The 17,292-nt window shown below is 42.9% G+C and carries 16 protein-coding genes and 1 pseudogene; 10 read left to right on the top strand and 7 right to left on the bottom strand.

Translation table 11 applies throughout. The features are described 5' to 3' along the window. Window positions 1-39: 39 nt before the first annotated feature. Together V7K49_RS31155 and V7K49_RS31150 are read left to right on the top strand one after the other, a co-directional pair. Window positions 40-1,959, top strand: coding sequence for a GTPase family protein (locus V7K49_RS31155; RefSeq protein ID WP_335209094.1), 1,920 nt, complete (start codon window positions 40-42; stop codon window positions 1,957-1,959). 525 nt (window positions 1,960-2,484) lie between these two features. Next, window positions 2,485-4,164 carry a hybrid sensor histidine kinase/response regulator gene (locus V7K49_RS31150; RefSeq protein ID WP_335209092.1) on the top strand — a complete coding sequence of 560 codons (1,680 nt, stop codon included), beginning with the start codon at window positions 2,485-2,487 and terminating at the stop codon, window positions 4,162-4,164. Window positions 4,165-4,201: 37 nt separating this feature from the next. Here the strand turns inward: V7K49_RS31150 and V7K49_RS31145 are convergent, their stop codons facing one another. Both V7K49_RS31145 and V7K49_RS31140 read right to left on the bottom strand, forming a co-directional pair. Next, a complete protein-coding gene (locus V7K49_RS31145) occupies window positions 4,202-4,699 on the bottom strand; it encodes a DUF29 domain-containing protein (RefSeq protein ID WP_334866052.1) in 498 nt (165 codons plus the stop codon). 481 nt (window positions 4,700-5,180) lie between these two features. Continuing rightward, complete coding sequence (locus V7K49_RS31140; RefSeq protein WP_335209090.1) at window positions 5,181-6,290, bottom strand: S-(hydroxymethyl)glutathione dehydrogenase/class III alcohol dehydrogenase; 1,110 nt, start codon at window positions 6,288-6,290, stop codon at window positions 5,181-5,183. A gap of 283 nt (window positions 6,291-6,573) precedes the next feature. Between V7K49_RS31140 and V7K49_RS31135 the strand changes: the two genes are divergently transcribed. The 4 genes from V7K49_RS31135 to V7K49_RS31120 all read left to right on the top strand — a co-directional run bounded on the left by V7K49_RS31135 (window position 6,574) and on the right by V7K49_RS31120 (window position 9,469). After that, the gene (locus V7K49_RS31135) at window positions 6,574-7,857 is read left to right on the top strand and encodes a valine--pyruvate transaminase (protein ID WP_335209089.1); all 1,284 of its coding nucleotides are present in this window, start codon (window positions 6,574-6,576) and stop codon (window positions 7,855-7,857) included. Window positions 7,858-7,871: 14 nt separating this feature from the next. After that, a complete protein-coding gene (gene rimM, locus V7K49_RS31130; RefSeq protein ID WP_335209088.1) occupies window positions 7,872-8,558 on the top strand; it encodes a ribosome maturation factor RimM in 687 nt (228 codons plus the stop codon). 79 nt (window positions 8,559-8,637) lie between these two features. Then, on the top strand, window positions 8,638-9,258 hold the full coding sequence (locus V7K49_RS31125) for a Uma2 family endonuclease (RefSeq protein WP_335209086.1): 621 nt from the start codon (window positions 8,638-8,640) through the stop codon (window positions 9,256-9,258). Between the two features lie 40 nt (window positions 9,259-9,298). Continuing rightward, a complete protein-coding gene (locus V7K49_RS31120; RefSeq protein ID WP_335067097.1) occupies window positions 9,299-9,469 on the top strand; it encodes a hypothetical protein in 171 nt (56 codons plus the stop codon). 38 nt (window positions 9,470-9,507) lie between these two features. Here V7K49_RS31120 and V7K49_RS31115 read toward each other — a convergent pair whose 3' ends face one another. Further along, window positions 9,508-9,861, bottom strand: a complete 354-nt coding sequence (locus tag V7K49_RS31115) for a hypothetical protein (protein WP_335209084.1) — start codon at window positions 9,859-9,861, stop codon at window positions 9,508-9,510. Between the two features lie 166 nt (window positions 9,862-10,027). Here V7K49_RS31115 and V7K49_RS31110 point away from each other — a divergent pair, with 166 nt between their 5' ends. Both V7K49_RS31110 and V7K49_RS31105 read left to right on the top strand, forming a co-directional pair. After that, window positions 10,028-10,327, top strand: a complete 300-nt coding sequence (locus tag V7K49_RS31110) for a hypothetical protein (protein ID WP_335209082.1) — start codon at window positions 10,028-10,030, stop codon at window positions 10,325-10,327. Window positions 10,328-10,472: 145 nt separating this feature from the next. After that, a complete protein-coding gene (locus tag V7K49_RS31105; RefSeq protein ID WP_335209081.1) occupies window positions 10,473-12,146 on the top strand; it encodes a DUF1565 domain-containing protein in 1,674 nt (557 codons plus the stop codon). 330 nt (window positions 12,147-12,476) lie between these two features. Here V7K49_RS31105 and fghA read toward each other — a convergent pair whose 3' ends face one another. Continuing rightward, window positions 12,477-13,358 (bottom strand): S-formylglutathione hydrolase, encoded by an 882-nt coding sequence (fghA, locus tag V7K49_RS31100; RefSeq protein ID WP_335209079.1) that lies wholly within the window; start codon window positions 13,356-13,358, stop codon window positions 12,477-12,479. Window positions 13,359-13,425: 67 nt separating this feature from the next. Here fghA and V7K49_RS31095 point away from each other — a divergent pair, with 67 nt between their 5' ends. Then, complete coding sequence (locus V7K49_RS31095) at window positions 13,426-13,551, top strand: hypothetical protein (RefSeq protein ID WP_335209078.1); 126 nt, start codon at window positions 13,426-13,428, stop codon at window positions 13,549-13,551. A 34-nt stretch (window positions 13,552-13,585) separates the two neighbouring features. On the opposite strand, the gene V7K49_RS31090 is transcribed toward V7K49_RS31095, so the two are convergent. After that, window positions 13,586-14,377, bottom strand: coding sequence for an ion transporter (locus tag V7K49_RS31090; protein ID WP_334866074.1), 792 nt, complete (start codon window positions 14,375-14,377; stop codon window positions 13,586-13,588). An 88-nt stretch (window positions 14,378-14,465) separates the two neighbouring features. Between V7K49_RS31090 and V7K49_RS31085 the strand changes: the two are divergent. Beyond that, a pseudogene (locus V7K49_RS31085) lies at window positions 14,466-14,890 on the top strand (nucleoside deaminase). Between the two features lie 199 nt (window positions 14,891-15,089). Here the strand turns inward: V7K49_RS31085 and V7K49_RS31080 are convergent. Next, window positions 15,090-15,752 (bottom strand): response regulator transcription factor, encoded by a 663-nt coding sequence (locus V7K49_RS31080; RefSeq protein ID WP_335209221.1) that lies wholly within the window; start codon window positions 15,750-15,752, stop codon window positions 15,090-15,092. Further along, window positions 15,752-17,017 (bottom strand): sensor histidine kinase, encoded by a 1,266-nt coding sequence (locus V7K49_RS31075; protein ID WP_335209077.1) that lies wholly within the window; start codon window positions 17,015-17,017, stop codon window positions 15,752-15,754. Before V7K49_RS31075 ends, V7K49_RS31080 begins: the two co-directional genes overlap by 1 nt. Window positions 17,018-17,292: the final 275 nt, after the last annotated feature.

Raw genomic sequence — 17,292 nt, 5'->3', positions numbered from 1 at the left:
TAGCAATATAAGAAGTCTAATCAAGGCAGGTATAGGGCAATGGTGCGATTAAAACCGTGGCAGTGGGTCGTCTTAGCAATCCCGATCGCTTTCATCATCACTTTTTTACTGGTAGCCGCTGGTTCACAAATTCATGTGTGGGGCATTAATTGGATTTGGGGTGTATTCACCCTTTTATTTGTGGGTTGGCGTTGGCTGTTGGTAAAATGGACTCAACCTGCTGTTAACCAAGTGGAAGCTGTATTAACCCAAGTCCGCGAAGAACTGGAATCGACAGCAGAGGATACAGTAGGGTCACCAGTGGGAAGTGATGTCACAAAGCTTGCAGAAACCGCCCTTCAAGAGATTCTGCAAGCAGCACAAAGCGATCGCCCGATTTGGGAAGACTGGCAAACTTTTTGGACGCGATGCCAGGATTTGGTTGTAGCGATCGCTCGTATCTACAATCCTCAAATTCAATATCCCCTGCTGAACATTTACGTCCCCCAAGCTTATGGGCTGATTCGGGGAACGGTGGATGACATGGATCAGTGGATGCAGAAGTTATCCCCTGTCCTTAATCAGGTAACGGTTGGGCAAGCATACCAAGGATACGAGGTCTACCGGAAGTTGGAACCATCGGCTCGGAAATTCTGGAAAGCTTGGAACTGGGCACAGTGGGTCTTAAATCCGGTGGCGGCGGTAGCAAAACAAGTCAGTCAGGGTTCTAGTAACCAGGCAACTCAGCAATTATTAGGGAATTTGAGCCAGTTATTCCGGGAAGCTGCCCTGAGAAACTTATGCCGACAGGCGATCGCTCTCTACGGACGTGGGACATTACCAGCTTCAGCAACCGCTGTTTCCACCCCAACTCTACCCAAGGTAAAAACCCAAACACTCCGAGAAATCCTGACTCAAGCTCAACCAGCCGAGGCAGTTGAGCAAAAACCTGTGAATATTCTGCTGGTGGGGCGCACAGGGTCGGGAAAAAGTAGCCTGATTAACACACTATTTCAGGCGGATTTAGCAGAGGTAGATGTTTTACCCAGTACCGATCGCATTCAGAATTATCAATGGCAAACTCAAAGTGGGGAAACCCTAACGCTTTGGGATACACCTGGTTATGAACAAGTCAACCGTGCCGCTCTCCGAGACCTAGTGCTTGATTATGCCATCAATGCAGATTTGCTGCTGTTAGCTACCCCTGCTCTCGATCCTGCACTACAAATGGATGTAGACTTTCTGCAAGATATGAAAGCAGAAGTTGCAGATTTACCTGCGATCGCGATCGTTACCCAGGTAGATCGTCTACGTCCCATCCGCGAATGGCAACCGCCTTATGATTGGGAATGGGGCGATCGCTCCAAAGAAATTGCGATTCGCGAAGCCACTGAGTATCGCGCCAAACTGCTGGGAAACTTCTGTAATCTAGTTCTACCTGTGGTTACAGGTGACAGCAAAACAAGTAGAATCGCTTGGGGAGTGGAGGCGCTATCGTTGGGATTAGTGGATGCGATCGCACCTACCAAGCAACTCCGTCTCGCCCGCTTTTTGCGTAACCTCGAAGCCCGCACCATCGCCGCAGCCAAAATCATCGACCACTATACTTTCCAGATGACGACAACACAGGGACTAACGGCATTGCTCAAAAGTCCCGTCCTCCAGTTTGTTTCTACCCTCTCAACCGGATCTCCAGCCCTAGCCTATATGCTGGCAGAGCAAATTCCCGTCGAACAGTTGCCGATTGTAATTGGCAAACTCCAAATGGGATATGAGCTTTTCTCGCTCTTGAATACAAGCAACTCTAACTCGCTCAACTTTGAATTGGTATCCCTCTGGCCGCTACTGCTGGAAAACTCCGCTTCACCTGATCGCAACGCCTGGGCATTTGGTCACGCCCTAGTGGAGTACTGGACTCAAAATTTGACAGTTAAACAACTTCGGGAGCGATTTGAGTATTATCTATCGATTGCCAGATAATTTGTCTGCGTTGAGGAAATAATTAGGACTTACGTACTAAGAATGTAAAATCAAGGTTTGAGATTGCTTCTCTACGAGACGCTTCGCTCGCAATCAGGTAATTTCGTTATGGTGCGTAAGTTCTATTAATGTCCATAAGCAATGTCTAAGACAAACTGTGACGCTCCAAGACTCGTTGGCGCCGCCTCTCCAAGAGTTGAGAGCTTCTCTTGGAGACACTACGTAAGCCCTATCGGTAACATATATTGCATTCTCTCGTAACTGCTACGCCTAAATAACGAGTTTACTAACTAGGTTCACCCGCTATATTAAACAGTATAAGTTGGATTATTCTTACATAAATACTGAATATTTACCCAGCAGCCTTAAAGATATTTATACTCATAAAGAGGAGAACAAAAAATGCGGTAACAGGTCGTACTCTTAACATCAAAGTTAAGATTACGATTAAGATTATGTGTCTGCTGAAACCTACCCACTTTACCTGAGTTTTTACCCAGACTTCCCTTTTGTTCGGAGTTCTTTATGAAAAATATATTACAAACCTCCATCTCTCAAGAACAGAATTCGCATCAGAGCTATAGCATTTCGTCTTACAATAGGCTACTTTCGGTTGTGAAGGATTTGGCTTGTGTGCGGACTATTGAGGAAATTATTGAGATTGTGCGTTTGGCGGCTCGGGATCTCACGAATGCTGATGGAGTAACTTTTGTACTGCGGGATGGTGAATGTTGCCACTATGTTGATGAAAACGCCATCGGGCCACTTTGGAAAGGTATGCGTTTTCCACTCAAGTCTTGCATCTCCGGTTGGGCAATGCTCAATAAACAAGCAGCCGTGATTGAGGACATTTACCAGGATGCTCGAATTCCTCTTGATGCATATAAAGTGACTTTTGTCAAAAGTTTAGTGATGGTTCCCATAAGGATTTCTGATCCACTGGGTGCGATCGGAGCCTACTGGAGTACACTACACCGAGCTACGCCCGAAGAGATAGAACTGCTTGAGATTTTGACCGACACTACGGCAGTTGCGATATCGAACGTTCAACTTTTCCAGAAACTTACGAACCAAAACGCGCTTAAAGACAAATTCATTGCGATGCTAGCTCACGAGCTGAGAAATCCCGTTGCCCCGATCTCAAACGGGGTTCAGCTTCTCAAGTTGAAGCTGGGAGAGACTGGCGCAGTCGGAGAAACAGTCTTAATGATGCAACACCAGATTAAACACCTCTCGAAATTGATCGATGAGCTACTCGACGTATCGTCCATCACCTACGGGAAGATTTCATTAAACCTTGAGAAGTTTAATCTGGTAGATTTGATTCGCCAGAGTCTCAATGACCATGCACAAGCAATAAAGAGATTGAACCTTACCGTAGTACAAGACCTGCCAAACACGCCTGTGTGGGCTGATGTTGACTCCACCCGTTTCTTCCAAGTCTTTCGGAACCTTCTTGAGAACGCCTTAAAGTTTTCAAAGCCAGATGGGACGATCTGGGTGGATCTCTCATTGATTCCAGGTGAGAATGGCTCAGGTAGTGTAGCGGTCTTATCTGTAAGAGACTCAGGCATAGGGATAGACCCGACAATGTTACCAGAACTATTCGAGCCGTTTACCCAGGCCGATCGCAGTTTAGACCGTTCGAGGGGCGGGCTAGGTCTGGGACTATCGGTAGTCAAAAGTCTTGTCGAACTTCATGGTGGTCATGTTGAAGCCTCAAGTAGAGGGATCAATTTGGGAGCAGAATTCAAAGTCACTCTCCCTGTATGCGAAGAGATTACAGCCTTGGATAACGACCTAGAGATTGTAGAGGCAGCTAAAAAATCGTTGAAGATTTTAGTCATCGAAGATAATGACGATTCAGCCGTAACATTAAAAGCAGTGCTTGAGTACTTCGGGCATGAAGTTTCCATTGCCAACAATGGAATTTTAGGGGTACAAACTGCAAGAGAGTTTGAGCCTCATGTGATTATTTGTGATATCGGACTTCCTGAGATGGATGGATTCGCCGTTGCACAGGAACTGAGTAAAGACTCCAAATTTACTCGCTCAATTCTGATTGCGCTCACCGGCTACGGTGCCCAAGAGGATAGGGAACTTGCGCTTCAGGCTGGTTTTAAATGCCACTTGACCAAGCCTGTGGACTTCAAAAAACTTACGGCAGAAATTGATCGATACTTTGATGGGGTATTATCAAGTTAAGAAATTTTGCTACTTGCATCTTTAGACTGGGGAAAAGTCAATCCATTAAATCATTTGTAACAGGCTCACCCGGATAAAAGCGATCGCTCAGAATTTCCTCAAAAGGATATAAGCATTGCTTGGGAAAAGTTGAGAGTGGTAGATTTGTTTCTCCTGATGCTAAATCCCTACTGTTTTCATAGGATTCCTGGAGTGCTTCTTCAAGGTAAGGTTTTAGGCTAGGATTTTCGCTCATCAACTTGAGAATTTCCCGTCGTTGGACTCTAATTGTCGCTAACCAACTACGACTCCGTTGCTTTGGTTGATATTCCCATTTGAGCAAATGTCCAACTAATATACTAAGACGATTTCTCAATTCTTGGCGTTCCTTTCTTCCCAAAGATTCGATTTCCTCAATTAAATTGGGCAAGTCAAGCTGGTTCCATTGGTGATGACGCAGAAGGTTAGCCTGTTCTTGAGTCCAAGTATAAAAATCATTTTCGTAGAGGTTTGGCATCAGGTTTACCGCAGGTTGTCCGGTTTGTGGTGTCTGCATAGTGGATTCAAAACCTGGTGAACTTTCCCTAATTATAGTTAGGACTTACGCACACTCTACGAATTCTTCTCTTCTCTACGAGAGGCTACGCCAACGAGACACTGCGCGTTCACGTAGTGTCTCGTAGAGAAGGCGTCTTCTCTGCGAGACGCTGCGCGTTGGCGGAAGCCTCTCGTAGAGATGGCGGTTCGATAAATTAAGCTTTTTAGCAATTTTTGCGTAAGTTTTGATAGTAAAGGCGCACAGATGTGCATTGGTGTCAACTCCAGGTTTTTCTCGTTTCTCGTTCCCAGACTCTGGTTGGGAATGCGTGTTGTGAGGCTCCGCCTCATGAATTGGCGGCAGAGCCGCTCTTAATGCATTTCCAGCCTCTAGCTGGAAACGAGGATTTTCTCTCGTGTGCTGGCTGAAGTTGACATGAATTACATCTGTTCGCTCTTACAGTTAATTGTGTTTTGAGAAAAAGCGTTGAATCTAACAGCTAAAAAGTCACCACACTGCGAATTGATTCACCTTTGTGCATCAATTCAAAAGCATCATTAATTTGCTCAATCGGTATCACATGGGTAATCAAATCATCAATGTTTATCTCACCTTGCATATACCAATCAACAATTTTCGGCACATCTGTACGTCCTCTAGCGCCACCGAATGCCGAACCTTTCCAAACGCGCCCAGTTACTAATTGAAAAGGACGAGTACTGATTTCGTGTCCAGCACCAGCAACACCGATAATCACGCTGACGCCCCAACCTTTATGGCAGCATTCTAATGCTTGACGCATAACTTTGACATTACCGATACATTCAAAACTGTAATCAGCACCGCCTTTTGTTAAATCAACCAGATAGGGAACTAAATCACCCTCTACTTCCTGGGGATTGACAAAGTGCGTCATGCCAAACTTTTCTGCCAAGGCGCGTTTGCTGGGATTAAGATCCACCCCGACAATCATATTCGCTCCCACCATCCGCGCCGCTTGGATGACATTTAAGCCAATACCACCCAAGCCAAAAACCACAACATTTGCTCCCGGTTCCACCTTGGCAGTATTGATGACTGCACCAACACCAGTAGTCACACCACAGCCAATGTAACAAACTTTATCAAATGGGGCGTCTTCCCGAATTTTTGCCAGGGCGATTTCCGGCAGCACTGTATAGTTGGCAAAAGTGGATGTACCCATGTAATGATGAATCATCTGCCCATCAATACTAAAGCGACTGGTGCCATTGGGCATGACACCGCGTGCTTGAGTTAGGCGAATAGCTTGACAAAGATTTGTTTTAAAACTTAGGCAATATTCGCACTGACGGCATTCGGGAGTGTAGAGGGGAATCACGTGATCCCCTGGTTTGAGGCTGGTGACACCAGCACCTACCTCTACTACCACACCAGCACCTTCATGTCCTAAAATTGCCGGAAACAAACCTTCGGGATCGTCACCAGATAAGGTAAAGGCGTCGGTGTGGCAAACCCCGGTGGCTTTAACCTCAACTAACACTTCCCCGGCTTGTGGCCCCGATAGTTGAACGGTTTCAATCGTCAACGGCTTACCTGCGCTGTAAGCTACTGCTGCTTTAACTTGCAACGTCAGCCCTCCTGTATAGTTTTTTGACGTTCTCTCCAATGCTGAAGCACGGCGATTATTTCACTTAAACATATTGAGGCATGATAAACTTTTGTATCACTTCATCGTATTTAGTAAGCACGATCGCCTCTATAACGATAAATAGCACTTTGTTAAAATATCATTCTGTAGCTAAATTGGTTAAAGGCGGCAACAGCTGTTTTGCCAACGATGTAAACTTGGTGTCAGCAGCAACCCCCAAATATTTTGTCCACCCCTCAGTTAATACATTTTGTCACAGCTTATGAACCCTGCCCTAACTCAAATTGGCGCTCAAATGTCCAACCTGACCGGCGTAAGAGCAATCATGAAGGATATTATCGAGACATTACGAGCGGGTGCAGGGCAGGAGTTTATTAATTTGAGTGCTGGTAATCCGTTGATTTTGCCAGAGGTAGAGCAGTTATGGCGGGATTGTACTGCACAACTTCTCGCTAGTCCAGAATATGGTGAGGTAGTTTGTCGCTACGGCTCAAGTCAGGGCTATGCACCATTTGTTGAAGCGATCGTCAATGATTTTAACAAACGCTACGGGTTAAACTTGAGCGATCGCAATATCCTCATCACCCCTGGCAGTCAAACCCTCTACTTTTACGCTGCGAATACCTTCGGTGGCTACACTCCCAGCGGCGAGTTAAAACAAATTGTTTTGCCCCTCTGTCCTGACTACACAGGTTACGGTGGTATCTGCTTAGTTCCAAAAGCCCTAATCGCCCACAAACCGACTCTTGATATTGATGCAGCTGCCCACCGATTTAAATATCGCCCCGACTTCAGCCAACTGTCGATTACAGAAAACACGGGTTGTGTCCTCTTCTCTCGCCCCTGTAATCCCACTGGCAATGTCCTCACTGATGATGAGGTGAAAAAGATTGTTGCCCTGGCTGCACCTTACAATCTGCCCGTGTTAATTGACTCGGCTTATGCGCCTCCCTTCCCAGCATTGAACTTTACTGAAATGACACCAATGTTTGGTGATAATATCTTACACTGCATGAGTTTATCAAAAGCCGGATTACCAGGAGAAAGGATTGGTATTGCCATTGGGGATGAAAAGTGGATTGAGGCGCTGGAATGTTTCCAAGCAAATATGAGTCTCCATTCTTCACGTTACGGCCAAGCGATCGCTGCTTTTGCAATCAATTCTGGTGCTTTAGTGGAAATTTCTCACAGTGTCATCCGTCCCTTTTACCAAAATAAATTTACCGTTTTAGAAACCAGCTTAGAAGAAGCGATGCCCAAGAATTTACCTTGGTTTCTCCATCGTGGTGAAGGAGCAATTTTTGCTTGGTTGTGGTTAGAGGATCTACCCATCACTGACTGGGAATTTTACCAGCAACTCAAGCAAGTAGGTGTGATTATTGTCCCTGGAAGTACCTTCTTCCCTGGTTTAGAGGAAGAGTGGGCGCACAAGCATCAATGCTTCCGCATCAGCCTCACCGGCAGCGATGAGGAGATTGCCACTGCTATGCAACGTTTGGCAAAAGTGGCTGAAGAAGCTTATAAAGGTGCGGCGGTGACTGCCTAGTAGGGAAAATGGAAATGAAACACGAAGAAGCTAACAAAGAGATAGCGAGCAGAGGCGTAGAGGCGCAGAGGAGCAGAGGAGGAAGAGGAAAATCAAAAAAGTCCAGTCCTCAATCCCCAATCCTCAATCCCCAATCTCCAGTCCCCAATCTCGATAATTGGCTAGAAATTGGTAAGATTGTTGCGCCTCAAGGATTATCTGGAGAATTACGGGTTTATCCTGTATCTGACTTTCCCGAAAGATTTGAGGTGCCGGGAAAACGTTGGTTGTTGCGTTCAGGTGACACAGAACCACAACCAATCGAATTATTGACAGGACGTTATGTCAGTAACAAAAACTTGTTTGTGATCAAATTAGCTGGCGTGGAAAATTGCGAGCAGGCGGAGGCGTTGCGTGGTTGTAAGTTAATGGTGCCAGCAAGCGATCGCCCCCAATTAAGCGAAGATGAATATCATGTCCTCGATTTAATTGGCTTGGAAGTCTTCATGCAAGCATCTGGCGAACTCGTTGGTACGGTAGTAGATATCATTCCTGCGGGAAATGATTTGTTAGAAGTGAAGTTGCATGAATCATTTGCTACTGACAAAAAGCAAAAGACTGTTTTGATTCCATTTGTGCAAGCGATCGCACCAGTGGTAGACTTGCCATCTAATCGCATTGAAATTACGCCACCGCCTGGGTTGTTGGAAATTAATAATTAGGTTATTACTTGATCTACCTCTAGCTAGTAATGAACACATTTGACTTTAAATCATTAACCAAAATTTTGGAGGCTCGAAAATGACTCAAGCTTTACCAAAAATCGTAACTTTTGAAGAATTTGTCAAATGGAAGCCAGAGAATGAGCACTATGAATTGCACAACGGAACAATTATTAAAATGCCTCAACCTGTAGGAGATCATGAAGAAATAACAGGATTTTTAGCTTTTGAACTGACTAGAGAATGTATCCGTTTAAATCTCCCCTACTTCATACCAAAGACAGCACTAGTCAAACCACTTGAAAAGGAATCAGGTTACTCGCCAGATGTACTGTTGTTGAATCGTCCTAATTTGATAAACGAACCTCTGTGGAAAAAAGAATCTACTGTTAGTCAACCCGCATCAATTCCTGTAGTTGTTGAAGTTGTTAGTACGAATTGGCGTGATGATTATCTCAAAAAATACGCGGATTATGAAGAGATGGGAATTCCTGAATACTGGATTGTTGATTATGCTGCTTTAGGCGGTAGGGAGTTTATTGGCAAACCAAAACAACCTACTATCTTAGTTTGTTCTTTGGATGAAGGTGAGTATCAAGTTAGCAAGTTTAGGAGTACAGACCGCATCCAGTCCCCAACATCTCCAGATTTAAATTTAACTGTGCAACAGATTTTTCAAGCGGGGAATATTTCATATTAATTCATAATTCATAATTCATAATTTCAGGACAGAGCAATTTATGAATGAAGAAGAATGCCAAGCAATTTACCTACAATTAATAAGTATTTTACGAGAAATAGACATGAGTTGGGTAGTTCAATTGGCTACTGAAGAAATCAGCATAGGCACAATTATCAGACAAAATACTCTTGATTTAGCTGCTAGAGAATACACGCAAAAAGAACGGTAGAGGGACTTCTTTCTGGCTCCCCTTCTCCCGATATTGGGCTACGGTGTACACACAAGTATGACCAGCATAGGTTTCAACTCTTCTAGTTGTTTCGTAGGGTGCGTTATGGAGACGCCAAAATAACAAATGAGTTCGCCAAAATAACAAATGCGCTCGCCGAAATAACAAATGCGCTCGCCGAAATAACAAATGCGTTCGCCGAAATAACAAATGAGTTCGCCGAAATAACAAATGAGTTCGCCGAAATAACAAATGAGTTCGCCGAAATAACAAATGCGTTCGCCGAAATAACAAATGCGTTCGCCGAAATAACAAATGAGTTCGCCGAAATAACAAATGAGTTCGCCGAAATAACAAATGCGTTGGCTAGCAAGAACCGCAGGCATCGCCATGATTGCAATAATTTAGCTTTGTCACGCCAGCGTAACGCACCATTCTCCTATCGGAGACGCTACGCGAACGGGTAGACGCTCCTGCGTCGCTCTAAGCGTACCCCTGCGGGGAAGCAAGCTACGCGCAGCGTCTCGTTGGCGGAGCCTCTCGTAGAGAAGAGAAGCCATGCCGCAGGCTTTACCCTGCGCTAACAGCAGTCGCCTGCTCTGGGAAACCCTACCAAGAACGCTGCTGAACCGCAAATCTTTGGTGGATGAAGTTTTTCCGACTTGTGTGTACACCGTAGCCCGATATTGGGAGAAGGGGCTGGGGGATGAGGGTTTTTCTGTTCATACAGAACTACAGTTTTCAACGTGGACGCGGTTTATTTACACCGTTCTACTTACCCTAGAACTCCGTTCATCCACCTCAAAACCTACAAAACCTCAAACTCCTAACTCCTCACTCTCCACCCAGCAATTTTGAGTTGTTGAGTACTAATAAAACTCAAAAGCACTGGCATAATTTTTAACTTTGCAGTGACAAGTACTTTAAGTAACTTAATGCATCAACTGCTACTCACTTTCATGGTTAGCGCTAAGATAGCTATGTATTTTTTGGAAGTATAAATATGGCTCAGACTTTTTATGTAAATCCAGTATCAGGTAGCAATACCAACCTTGGTAGCCAACAAGCCCCGTTTAAAACTATTACCCAAGCCCTCAAAGTAGCTACAGATAACACCAAGATTCAACTAGCAGGTGGTAATTACAATGCTGGTAGCGGGGAAGTCTTTCCGCTAACGGTTGCATCTGGCGTGACAGTCGTGGGTAATGAAACCAATAAAGGCAATGGCATTTTGATTGAAGGGAGTGGTAGCTATCTGAGCCGTACTTTTGCTGCCCAGAATGTCACATTTGTGCTGCTGGATAAAGCTGAACTCCGGGGGGTGACTGTAACAAATCTGGCTAGCCGTGGTAGTGGTGTCTGGATTGAATCAACTGCCCCTACTGTTGCTAATAGCACCTTCACTAACTGTAAGCGGGAGGGAGTATTTGCTACAGGCGATGCTAACCCAGTTATTCTAGGTAATGTGTTCAGTGAAAATGCAGCCAATGGAATTGCGATCGCTAAAAATTCCAAAGGTCAAATTCAAGGTAATACCTTTTTCAAAACAGGTTTTGGCATTGCTATTAGTGATACTGCTTCACCCACCCTTCGAGATAACAAAATTTCCGAAAACCGTTCTGGAATTGTCATCTCTGGCAGTACTCGTCCTGTATTGCGTAACAATGTCAGTGAGAATAACACTGACGATGGGATCACAGTAATTGGAAGTGCCCTACCGGATATCGGCAGTACTAATAATCCAGGCGGCAATACTCTACAAAATAACGGTAAATTTGATTTGCAAAATGCCAGTTCCAACAAGCTGGTTTCTGTGGGAAATAAAATAAATGCGTCTAAAGTCACGGGAAATGTAGAGTTTGCAGATAGTTCAGTTCCCACACCTACTCCTGTGCCAATACCCACGCCTACTTCTACACCCACTCCTACGCCAATACCCACGCCTACTTCTACACCCACTCCTACGCCCACGCCAACACCCACTCCTATACCTACACCCACTCCCACTCCTATACCTACACCCACGCCCACTCCTACTCCTGTGCCCACGCCCACGCCTACTCCTACTCCTGTGCCCACGCCCACGCCTACTCCTAGTATCGAATTAACCGATATTAGTAATCATTGGGCAGGTGGGTTTATTCGGGAATTAGTCAAATTGGGGATAGTTAATGGTTTTCCCGATCGCACATTTAAACCCGATGCGACGATGACACGGGCGCAATACGCGGCATTACTGGTAAAAGCTTTCAACCCATCGCCAAACCGCCCTGTGATCAAATTCAAAGATGTACCAGCAGACTTCTGGGCATCCAAGGTAATTCAGCAGGCATATCAAGGTTCATTTCTCTCTGGTTTTCCTGACAATACCTTCGCCCCCAACAAAAATATCCAGCGTGTGCAAGTGATTGTCTCACTGGTGAATGGATTAAAGTTATCTGGTGATGGTACAGCAACTATCAAAGCTTTTGATGACCAAGCAAAGATTCCTGAATATGCCAAGGATGAGGTAGTAAAAGCTATAAACAAAGGGATTATCGTCAATCACCCGAACCTCAAACAACTTAATCCTACCCGCGATGCTACACGCGCTGAGGTAGCGGCGATGGTATACCAAGCCTTGGTAGATGCTGGCAGTGTAGCGGCGATTGACTCGCCTGATATTGTGACTGCTTAATTCACAAAATAGTTTGTTTTGCTCCCATCAGATGATTCTCGTAAGGGCGATTCATGAATTGCCACTACAAACAAGGGTTCTAAATTAGAGGCAGAGCAAATTCATACTTAGTTAGGACTTATATCAAGTTCAGTAAATCACTTACGATATGTCATTGCGTTCGCCCCTGGCGTTCCCGAAGGGTATCCAACGAAGTGGAATGAAGCAATCGCAAAGGTTTGGGATTGCCACGCTCCGCTCGCAATGACATAATTATGTGATCAAATCCAAATGTCCTCGATTATTACGTCTGTGGTTCAAATATATGAAAATTGCAATCAAATAGGAATCCTATAGAAATGTGGGGTTGAAATAGATGAAAACTGCTGTAATTAATAAAGCGATCGCATGGTGGCGGATATGATCTTCAATAAAACTAGCTATGAAATAAAAACTGTGGTTATAGCCTTCTTGGTAACGCAAATTTAGGGGTTGCTTAACATCTGCACAAGCTTGTTCAAACACTTCTGGCATTAATTGCTCAACTAAAACTTGATCAGCAGTCCCTTGATCAATGAGAATTGGACTATGATATCCCACTTGCTTGACCAATTCACTGGCATCATAAGCACGCCAACTTTCTTGATTACTGCCAAGATAACGACTGAATGCTTTTTGTCCCCAAGGACAACGCATGGGTGCAGTGATCGGCGCAAAGGCTGATACTGATTTGTAGAGATTCGGGTTTCTCATTGCACAAACTAAGGCTCCATGTCCCCCCATCGAATGACCAAAAATACCTTGTTTCTCCGGTTGTACTGGGAAGTGTGCGGTAATTAAAGCAGGTAATTCTTGGACAATATAACTATACATTTGGTAGTGCTGATCCCACGGTTCTTCTGTAGCATCAACATAAAAGCCGGCACCTGTACCAAAGTCCCAATCATCATCCTCACCAGGAATACCTGTGTTCCGAGGACTAGTATCTGGCACAACCAGCATCAAGCCATACTCAGCTGCGTAGCGCTGCGCCCCCGCCTTCACCATAAAATTTTCTTCAGTGCAAGTTAAACCAGAGAGGAAATAGAGAATCGGCACAGGTTGTTGAGCTGCTTGGGGTGGTTGATAAACAGCAAAGCGCATTTCACCGTTACAGGTTGAGGAGGGATGACTATAAAAGCCGAGTTTGCCACCAAAGCTTTTATATTCTGAAATGAGGTTGAGGTTAGGCATTGGTTATATTCTCTTTCCTGAGCGGCTACCGGAGAATGATTATTTTAGCGTAAATGAAAACCTGTAATTGGCACGCCATTATTTGACAACTATATATCTCTGCTATGCAGGTAGCGATCGCTCTGATAACCGAAACCAAATTGCGATCGTTGCTTGGCGGTTCATCGCGTCTGGACTTTGTAGCACATACTAAAATTTACGCCCCCTCAGCGCCACCACTTACTCTCTCAATCAACCCTGCGACTAGGTAACTTAGTCCCGCACCTTTTACAAAACCCAGCATCTACATCGTGGAAAGCCAAACCACAACCTGAACAAACTGTTTCTACCTGATTAGCAGTTTTCACCACTCGCTTAATTAAATCCCCCACTTGCCAAGGAATCAGCGCAATTCCTGTGAAAATCATCAGTACTGTTAGCAAACGCCCTAATTCAGAAATTGGAATAACATCGCCAAATCCCACAGTTGTCATTGTGACAACAGAGAAATAAAATGCATCAAAAAATGTCCTGTAATTTTGAGGATTAACCGGATGCTCTACTTGATAAATTAAGCCAGAATAAATAAAAACAATTGCAAATAATGTAAATAAGATTCGCACAAAAATCATGCCATCTTCGGTGCTGATAGTAGCGAATAAAAATTTTCTATCTATAAATCTGATTAATCGTAAAATCCGAAACCATCGCAGTAGGCGGATAAAGCTGATATCCACCATTCCTAGAAAGAATGGCAAAATCGCCATTAAGTCAATAATCGAATAAAAGCTAAAAATATACTTAATTTTATTTTCTGCACTCCACAGACGGAGTGAATATTCCACCGCGAAGATGATAACGATCGCAGTATCGGCTACATTCAATTGAAACCGCACATAATCAGGAATATTATAAGTTTCTGCCACAAAAATTCCTGATGATAGTAGCACCATCGCAGCAAGTGTTAAATTAATCGCTTTACCTAATGGTGTTTCTAGGTCTGTTAAGTAAAATTCTGTTTCTTGTCTGCTCAGTAACATATTCGACCATTAACTAATCTTAATTCCAAGTTATAGCATTAGAAATACGATATTATTAATCATTATCCTTATGTTAACCCCAGCTTATATGAACCCAGAATATTTTATGCATTTAGCATTGGCAGAAGCAAAAAAAGGCGATGCGCCTTACGGTGCAGTGATTGTTAAAGATAAGGAAGTCATGGCAGTAGCTCATAATACTGTAAGGAGAGACAACGATCCATCAGCCCATGCGGAAATCAACGTCATTCGTAGTTTAACAGCTAAACTTAAAAACCCTTCTTTAGAAGGTTATAGCATATATACAACTGGCGAACCTTGTCCGATGTGTGCAACTGCTTGTGTTTGGAGTGGTTTATCAGAAATTGTATATGGTGCTTCAATTCAAGATTTAATCACTGTAAATCAATCACAAATTAGTATATCTTGTGAAGAGGTAATCGCTAAGTCATTTAGGAATATTAAAGTCACAAAAGACGTTTTAAAAATGAATGTTTGGAATTATTTAAATAGGCTGCAAAAAATTTAAGTTTTTCAGTAGTTAGGCGCAAATAATTAGAAGATGATCTGCTGGAGTTTAGAGTAAAAGCTCTAGAACAGTGGAAGCTCTAACCGTCGTTTCAGCAAAAGCTGCCCGTTTGCCAAAAATATTGGAAACAGCCGCTACAGCTAATTTTGAGGTTAAAATTACGAATTACGAATTACGAATTATTTAACTTGGCTCATTCAAATAAGATAAATATGTATTTGCCCAAATCGCAGCTTGAGTGCGATCGCGCAAATTTAACCTGTTTAAAATATTTGTAACATGATTTTTCACAGTCCCCTCAGAAATGTAGAGTTGCTGGGCAATTTCTCGGTTACTAGCGCCTGTAGCAATTAACCGCAAAACCTCTTTTTCTCTAGGAGTAAGTTCAGCTAAACTAGATGGTACAGGCGGTGATTGGGTTAGTGCAACATGAGAAAACTGAGTCAATAGTTTTTTAACTATACCTGGCCCTAATTGAGTATATCCTTTATAAACGGCACGAATAGCAACAGCTAATTCTTCCGAGGGCGTATCTTTTAATAAATAACCCATTGCCCCATTTTGCAAGGCTGCTGACACATATTCATCATCATCAAAAGTCGTCAGTACTAAAATTTTAGTTTTTGCAAAACGTTTTTGAATTTCTCGTGTAGCTGCAACTCCATCCATAATGGGCATTCTGATATCCAGCAATACTACATCTGGCTGAAATTTAGCAACCAAATTAATCGCCTGTTCACCGTTTTCTGCTTCTCCCACTATCTCTATATCTGGTTCTAATTCTAATAACACTCTTAATCCTTGACGAATTAAACCTTGGTCATCTACCAACAACACTTTAATCATCATGTCAACCTTGTTAAAGGAATATTAACTGTAATTTTGCAACCAGAGCCAGGAGTGCTATTAATATTAAACTCACCTCCAAGTGCTAAAGTGCGATCGCGCATACTATGAAGTCCAAAACCAGTAGTATTTTGCCCTAAATCAAAACCTCTACCATTATCCTGAATTATCAATCGTAAATTTCCTCTGATCTCAGTAAGTTCTAGTTTAACCTCTGTTGCATATGCATATTTAGAAATATTTGTCAATGATTCTTGAGTAATCCGGTAAATAGCGGTGTTTATTTCAGGTGGGAGAGAAGATTCCAGATTGATTTGATAAATTGGTAAAATGCCATTGGAGCGATGAAAACTTTCTGAAAGACTAGCGATCGCACGTTCTAAAGACTGCTCTTGTAAGGGATTAAAACGCATAGTAGAAACAGATTGACGGACATCTTTTAACGCTTTTGAACCTAATTCTTTGGCTGTTGCTAAAAATGTTTCAGCCTTACCTGGATTAGATTGCCACAATTTTAAAGCAGTTTCTAATTGCAGATTTAAAGCAGTCAGAGAATGTCCTAATGAATCATGAATTTCACGAGCAATGCGGTTACGTTCTTCCAAGGTAGCTTGATTTTCAATTTGCATGGCATATTGACGGAGTTTTTCATTAGCGATCGCTAGCTTTTCTCGACTGTGCCGTTCAGATAATACTGCATTCATCATCAACACCACAAAAACTAAACTTAAGCCAAATGTTAGCGACCAATTCCAACTAAAAAAACGAGCTCGTTCTTGTGCTTGTGGTGATGCTTGATAATTGAATAGCTGGTATTTTAGTTGTGTAGTAAATAGAAATAATGTAAATGATAGACTTGTTACGAATAAACGTCCAGGTAACTTAAAAATTAAGCAACTACGAGTCACTAAAATTATGTAGAGAACGGGGAAAAGGCGAGCAAATCTTTCACCAAAAAGTCCAGTTGTTAAAATCAATATAATTTGAAGTACTGTGTAGATTACCTTAGTTATTTGATTACTTTTGGGTAATCTTAAGCCCATTAAGGCAAAAATAATTAGACTATAAATTGACAGTTCTGGCAAGAGATTGCAAATTGATAAGTCTGGAAATATACCACAAATTGATAGTTCTGGAGGTTTAGGACCAAATCGCCGTAACGGAGGTGGTATAACTGCTGTCAATGCAGTAATTGCCAGTAGTATCCACTCCAGATAAAGTAGAGATGGAAAAGGATGTTTCTTAATTTCAATTGGATGATTCATCAGTTGCTTCACTCCAGTTATGAGTTATGAGTTAGGAATTAGGAGTTAGAAGTTTAGAACTTTTGAGCGGCATCCGGCGATTAGAACTTCAGCAGATGCTCAAATCTATCGCGGAATGAGCAATTAAGAGTAAGTGGAATGTCGAAAAAGTTAAGTAATACACTAAATAAGGATTTATAAATTAATCATAATCAAAATCTGCATTATTCATAACTTCTCACTTCTAACTCTTAACCCCTAATTATTTATTGTCAGTTAAATTTGTTAAAATTCCA

It is taken from the genome of Nostoc sp., assembly GCF_036919675.1.
Classification (GTDB): Bacteria; Cyanobacteriota; Cyanobacteriia; order Cyanobacteriales; family Nostocaceae; genus Nostoc.
The sequence above is the reverse complement of the archived record's forward strand: the minus strand, read 5'-3'. Positions and strand labels throughout refer to the sequence as shown.

What these genes read in the sequence shown, in the direction of transcription:
- V7K49_RS31155 (WP_335209094.1), top strand. Translation starts at nt 40, where the DNA reads ATGGTGCGATTAAAACCGTGGCAGTGGGTCGTCTTAGCAATCCCGATC.
- V7K49_RS31150 (WP_335209092.1), top strand. Translation starts at nt 2,485, where the DNA reads ATGAAAAATATATTACAAACCTCCATCTCTCAAGAACAGAATTCGCAT.
- V7K49_RS31145 (WP_334866052.1), bottom strand. Translation starts at nt 4,699, where the DNA reads ATGCAGACACCACAAACCGGACAACCTGCGGTAAACCTGATGCCAAAC.
- V7K49_RS31135 (WP_335209089.1), top strand. Translation starts at nt 6,574, where the DNA reads ATGAACCCTGCCCTAACTCAAATTGGCGCTCAAATGTCCAACCTGACC.
- rimM (WP_335209088.1), top strand. Translation starts at nt 7,872, where the DNA reads ATGAAACACGAAGAAGCTAACAAAGAGATAGCGAGCAGAGGCGTAGAG.
- V7K49_RS31125 (WP_335209086.1), top strand. Translation starts at nt 8,638, where the DNA reads ATGACTCAAGCTTTACCAAAAATCGTAACTTTTGAAGAATTTGTCAAA.
- V7K49_RS31120 (WP_335067097.1), top strand. Translation starts at nt 9,299, where the DNA reads ATGAATGAAGAAGAATGCCAAGCAATTTACCTACAATTAATAAGTATT.
- V7K49_RS31115 (WP_335209084.1), bottom strand. Translation starts at nt 9,861, where the DNA reads ATGGCGATGCCTGCGGTTCTTGCTAGCCAACGCATTTGTTATTTCGGC.
- V7K49_RS31110 (WP_335209082.1), top strand. Translation starts at nt 10,028, where the DNA reads ATGCCGCAGGCTTTACCCTGCGCTAACAGCAGTCGCCTGCTCTGGGAA.
- V7K49_RS31105 (WP_335209081.1), top strand. Translation starts at nt 10,473, where the DNA reads ATGGCTCAGACTTTTTATGTAAATCCAGTATCAGGTAGCAATACCAAC.
- fghA (WP_335209079.1), bottom strand. Translation starts at nt 13,358, where the DNA reads ATGCCTAACCTCAACCTCATTTCAGAATATAAAAGCTTTGGTGGCAAA.
- V7K49_RS31090 (WP_334866074.1), bottom strand. Translation starts at nt 14,377, where the DNA reads ATGTTACTGAGCAGACAAGAAACAGAATTTTACTTAACAGACCTAGAA.
- V7K49_RS31080 (WP_335209221.1), bottom strand. Translation starts at nt 15,752, where the DNA reads ATGATTAAAGTGTTGTTGGTAGATGACCAAGGTTTAATTCGTCAAGGA.
- V7K49_RS31075 (WP_335209077.1), bottom strand. Translation starts at nt 17,017, where the DNA reads ATGAATCATCCAATTGAAATTAAGAAACATCCTTTTCCATCTCTACTT.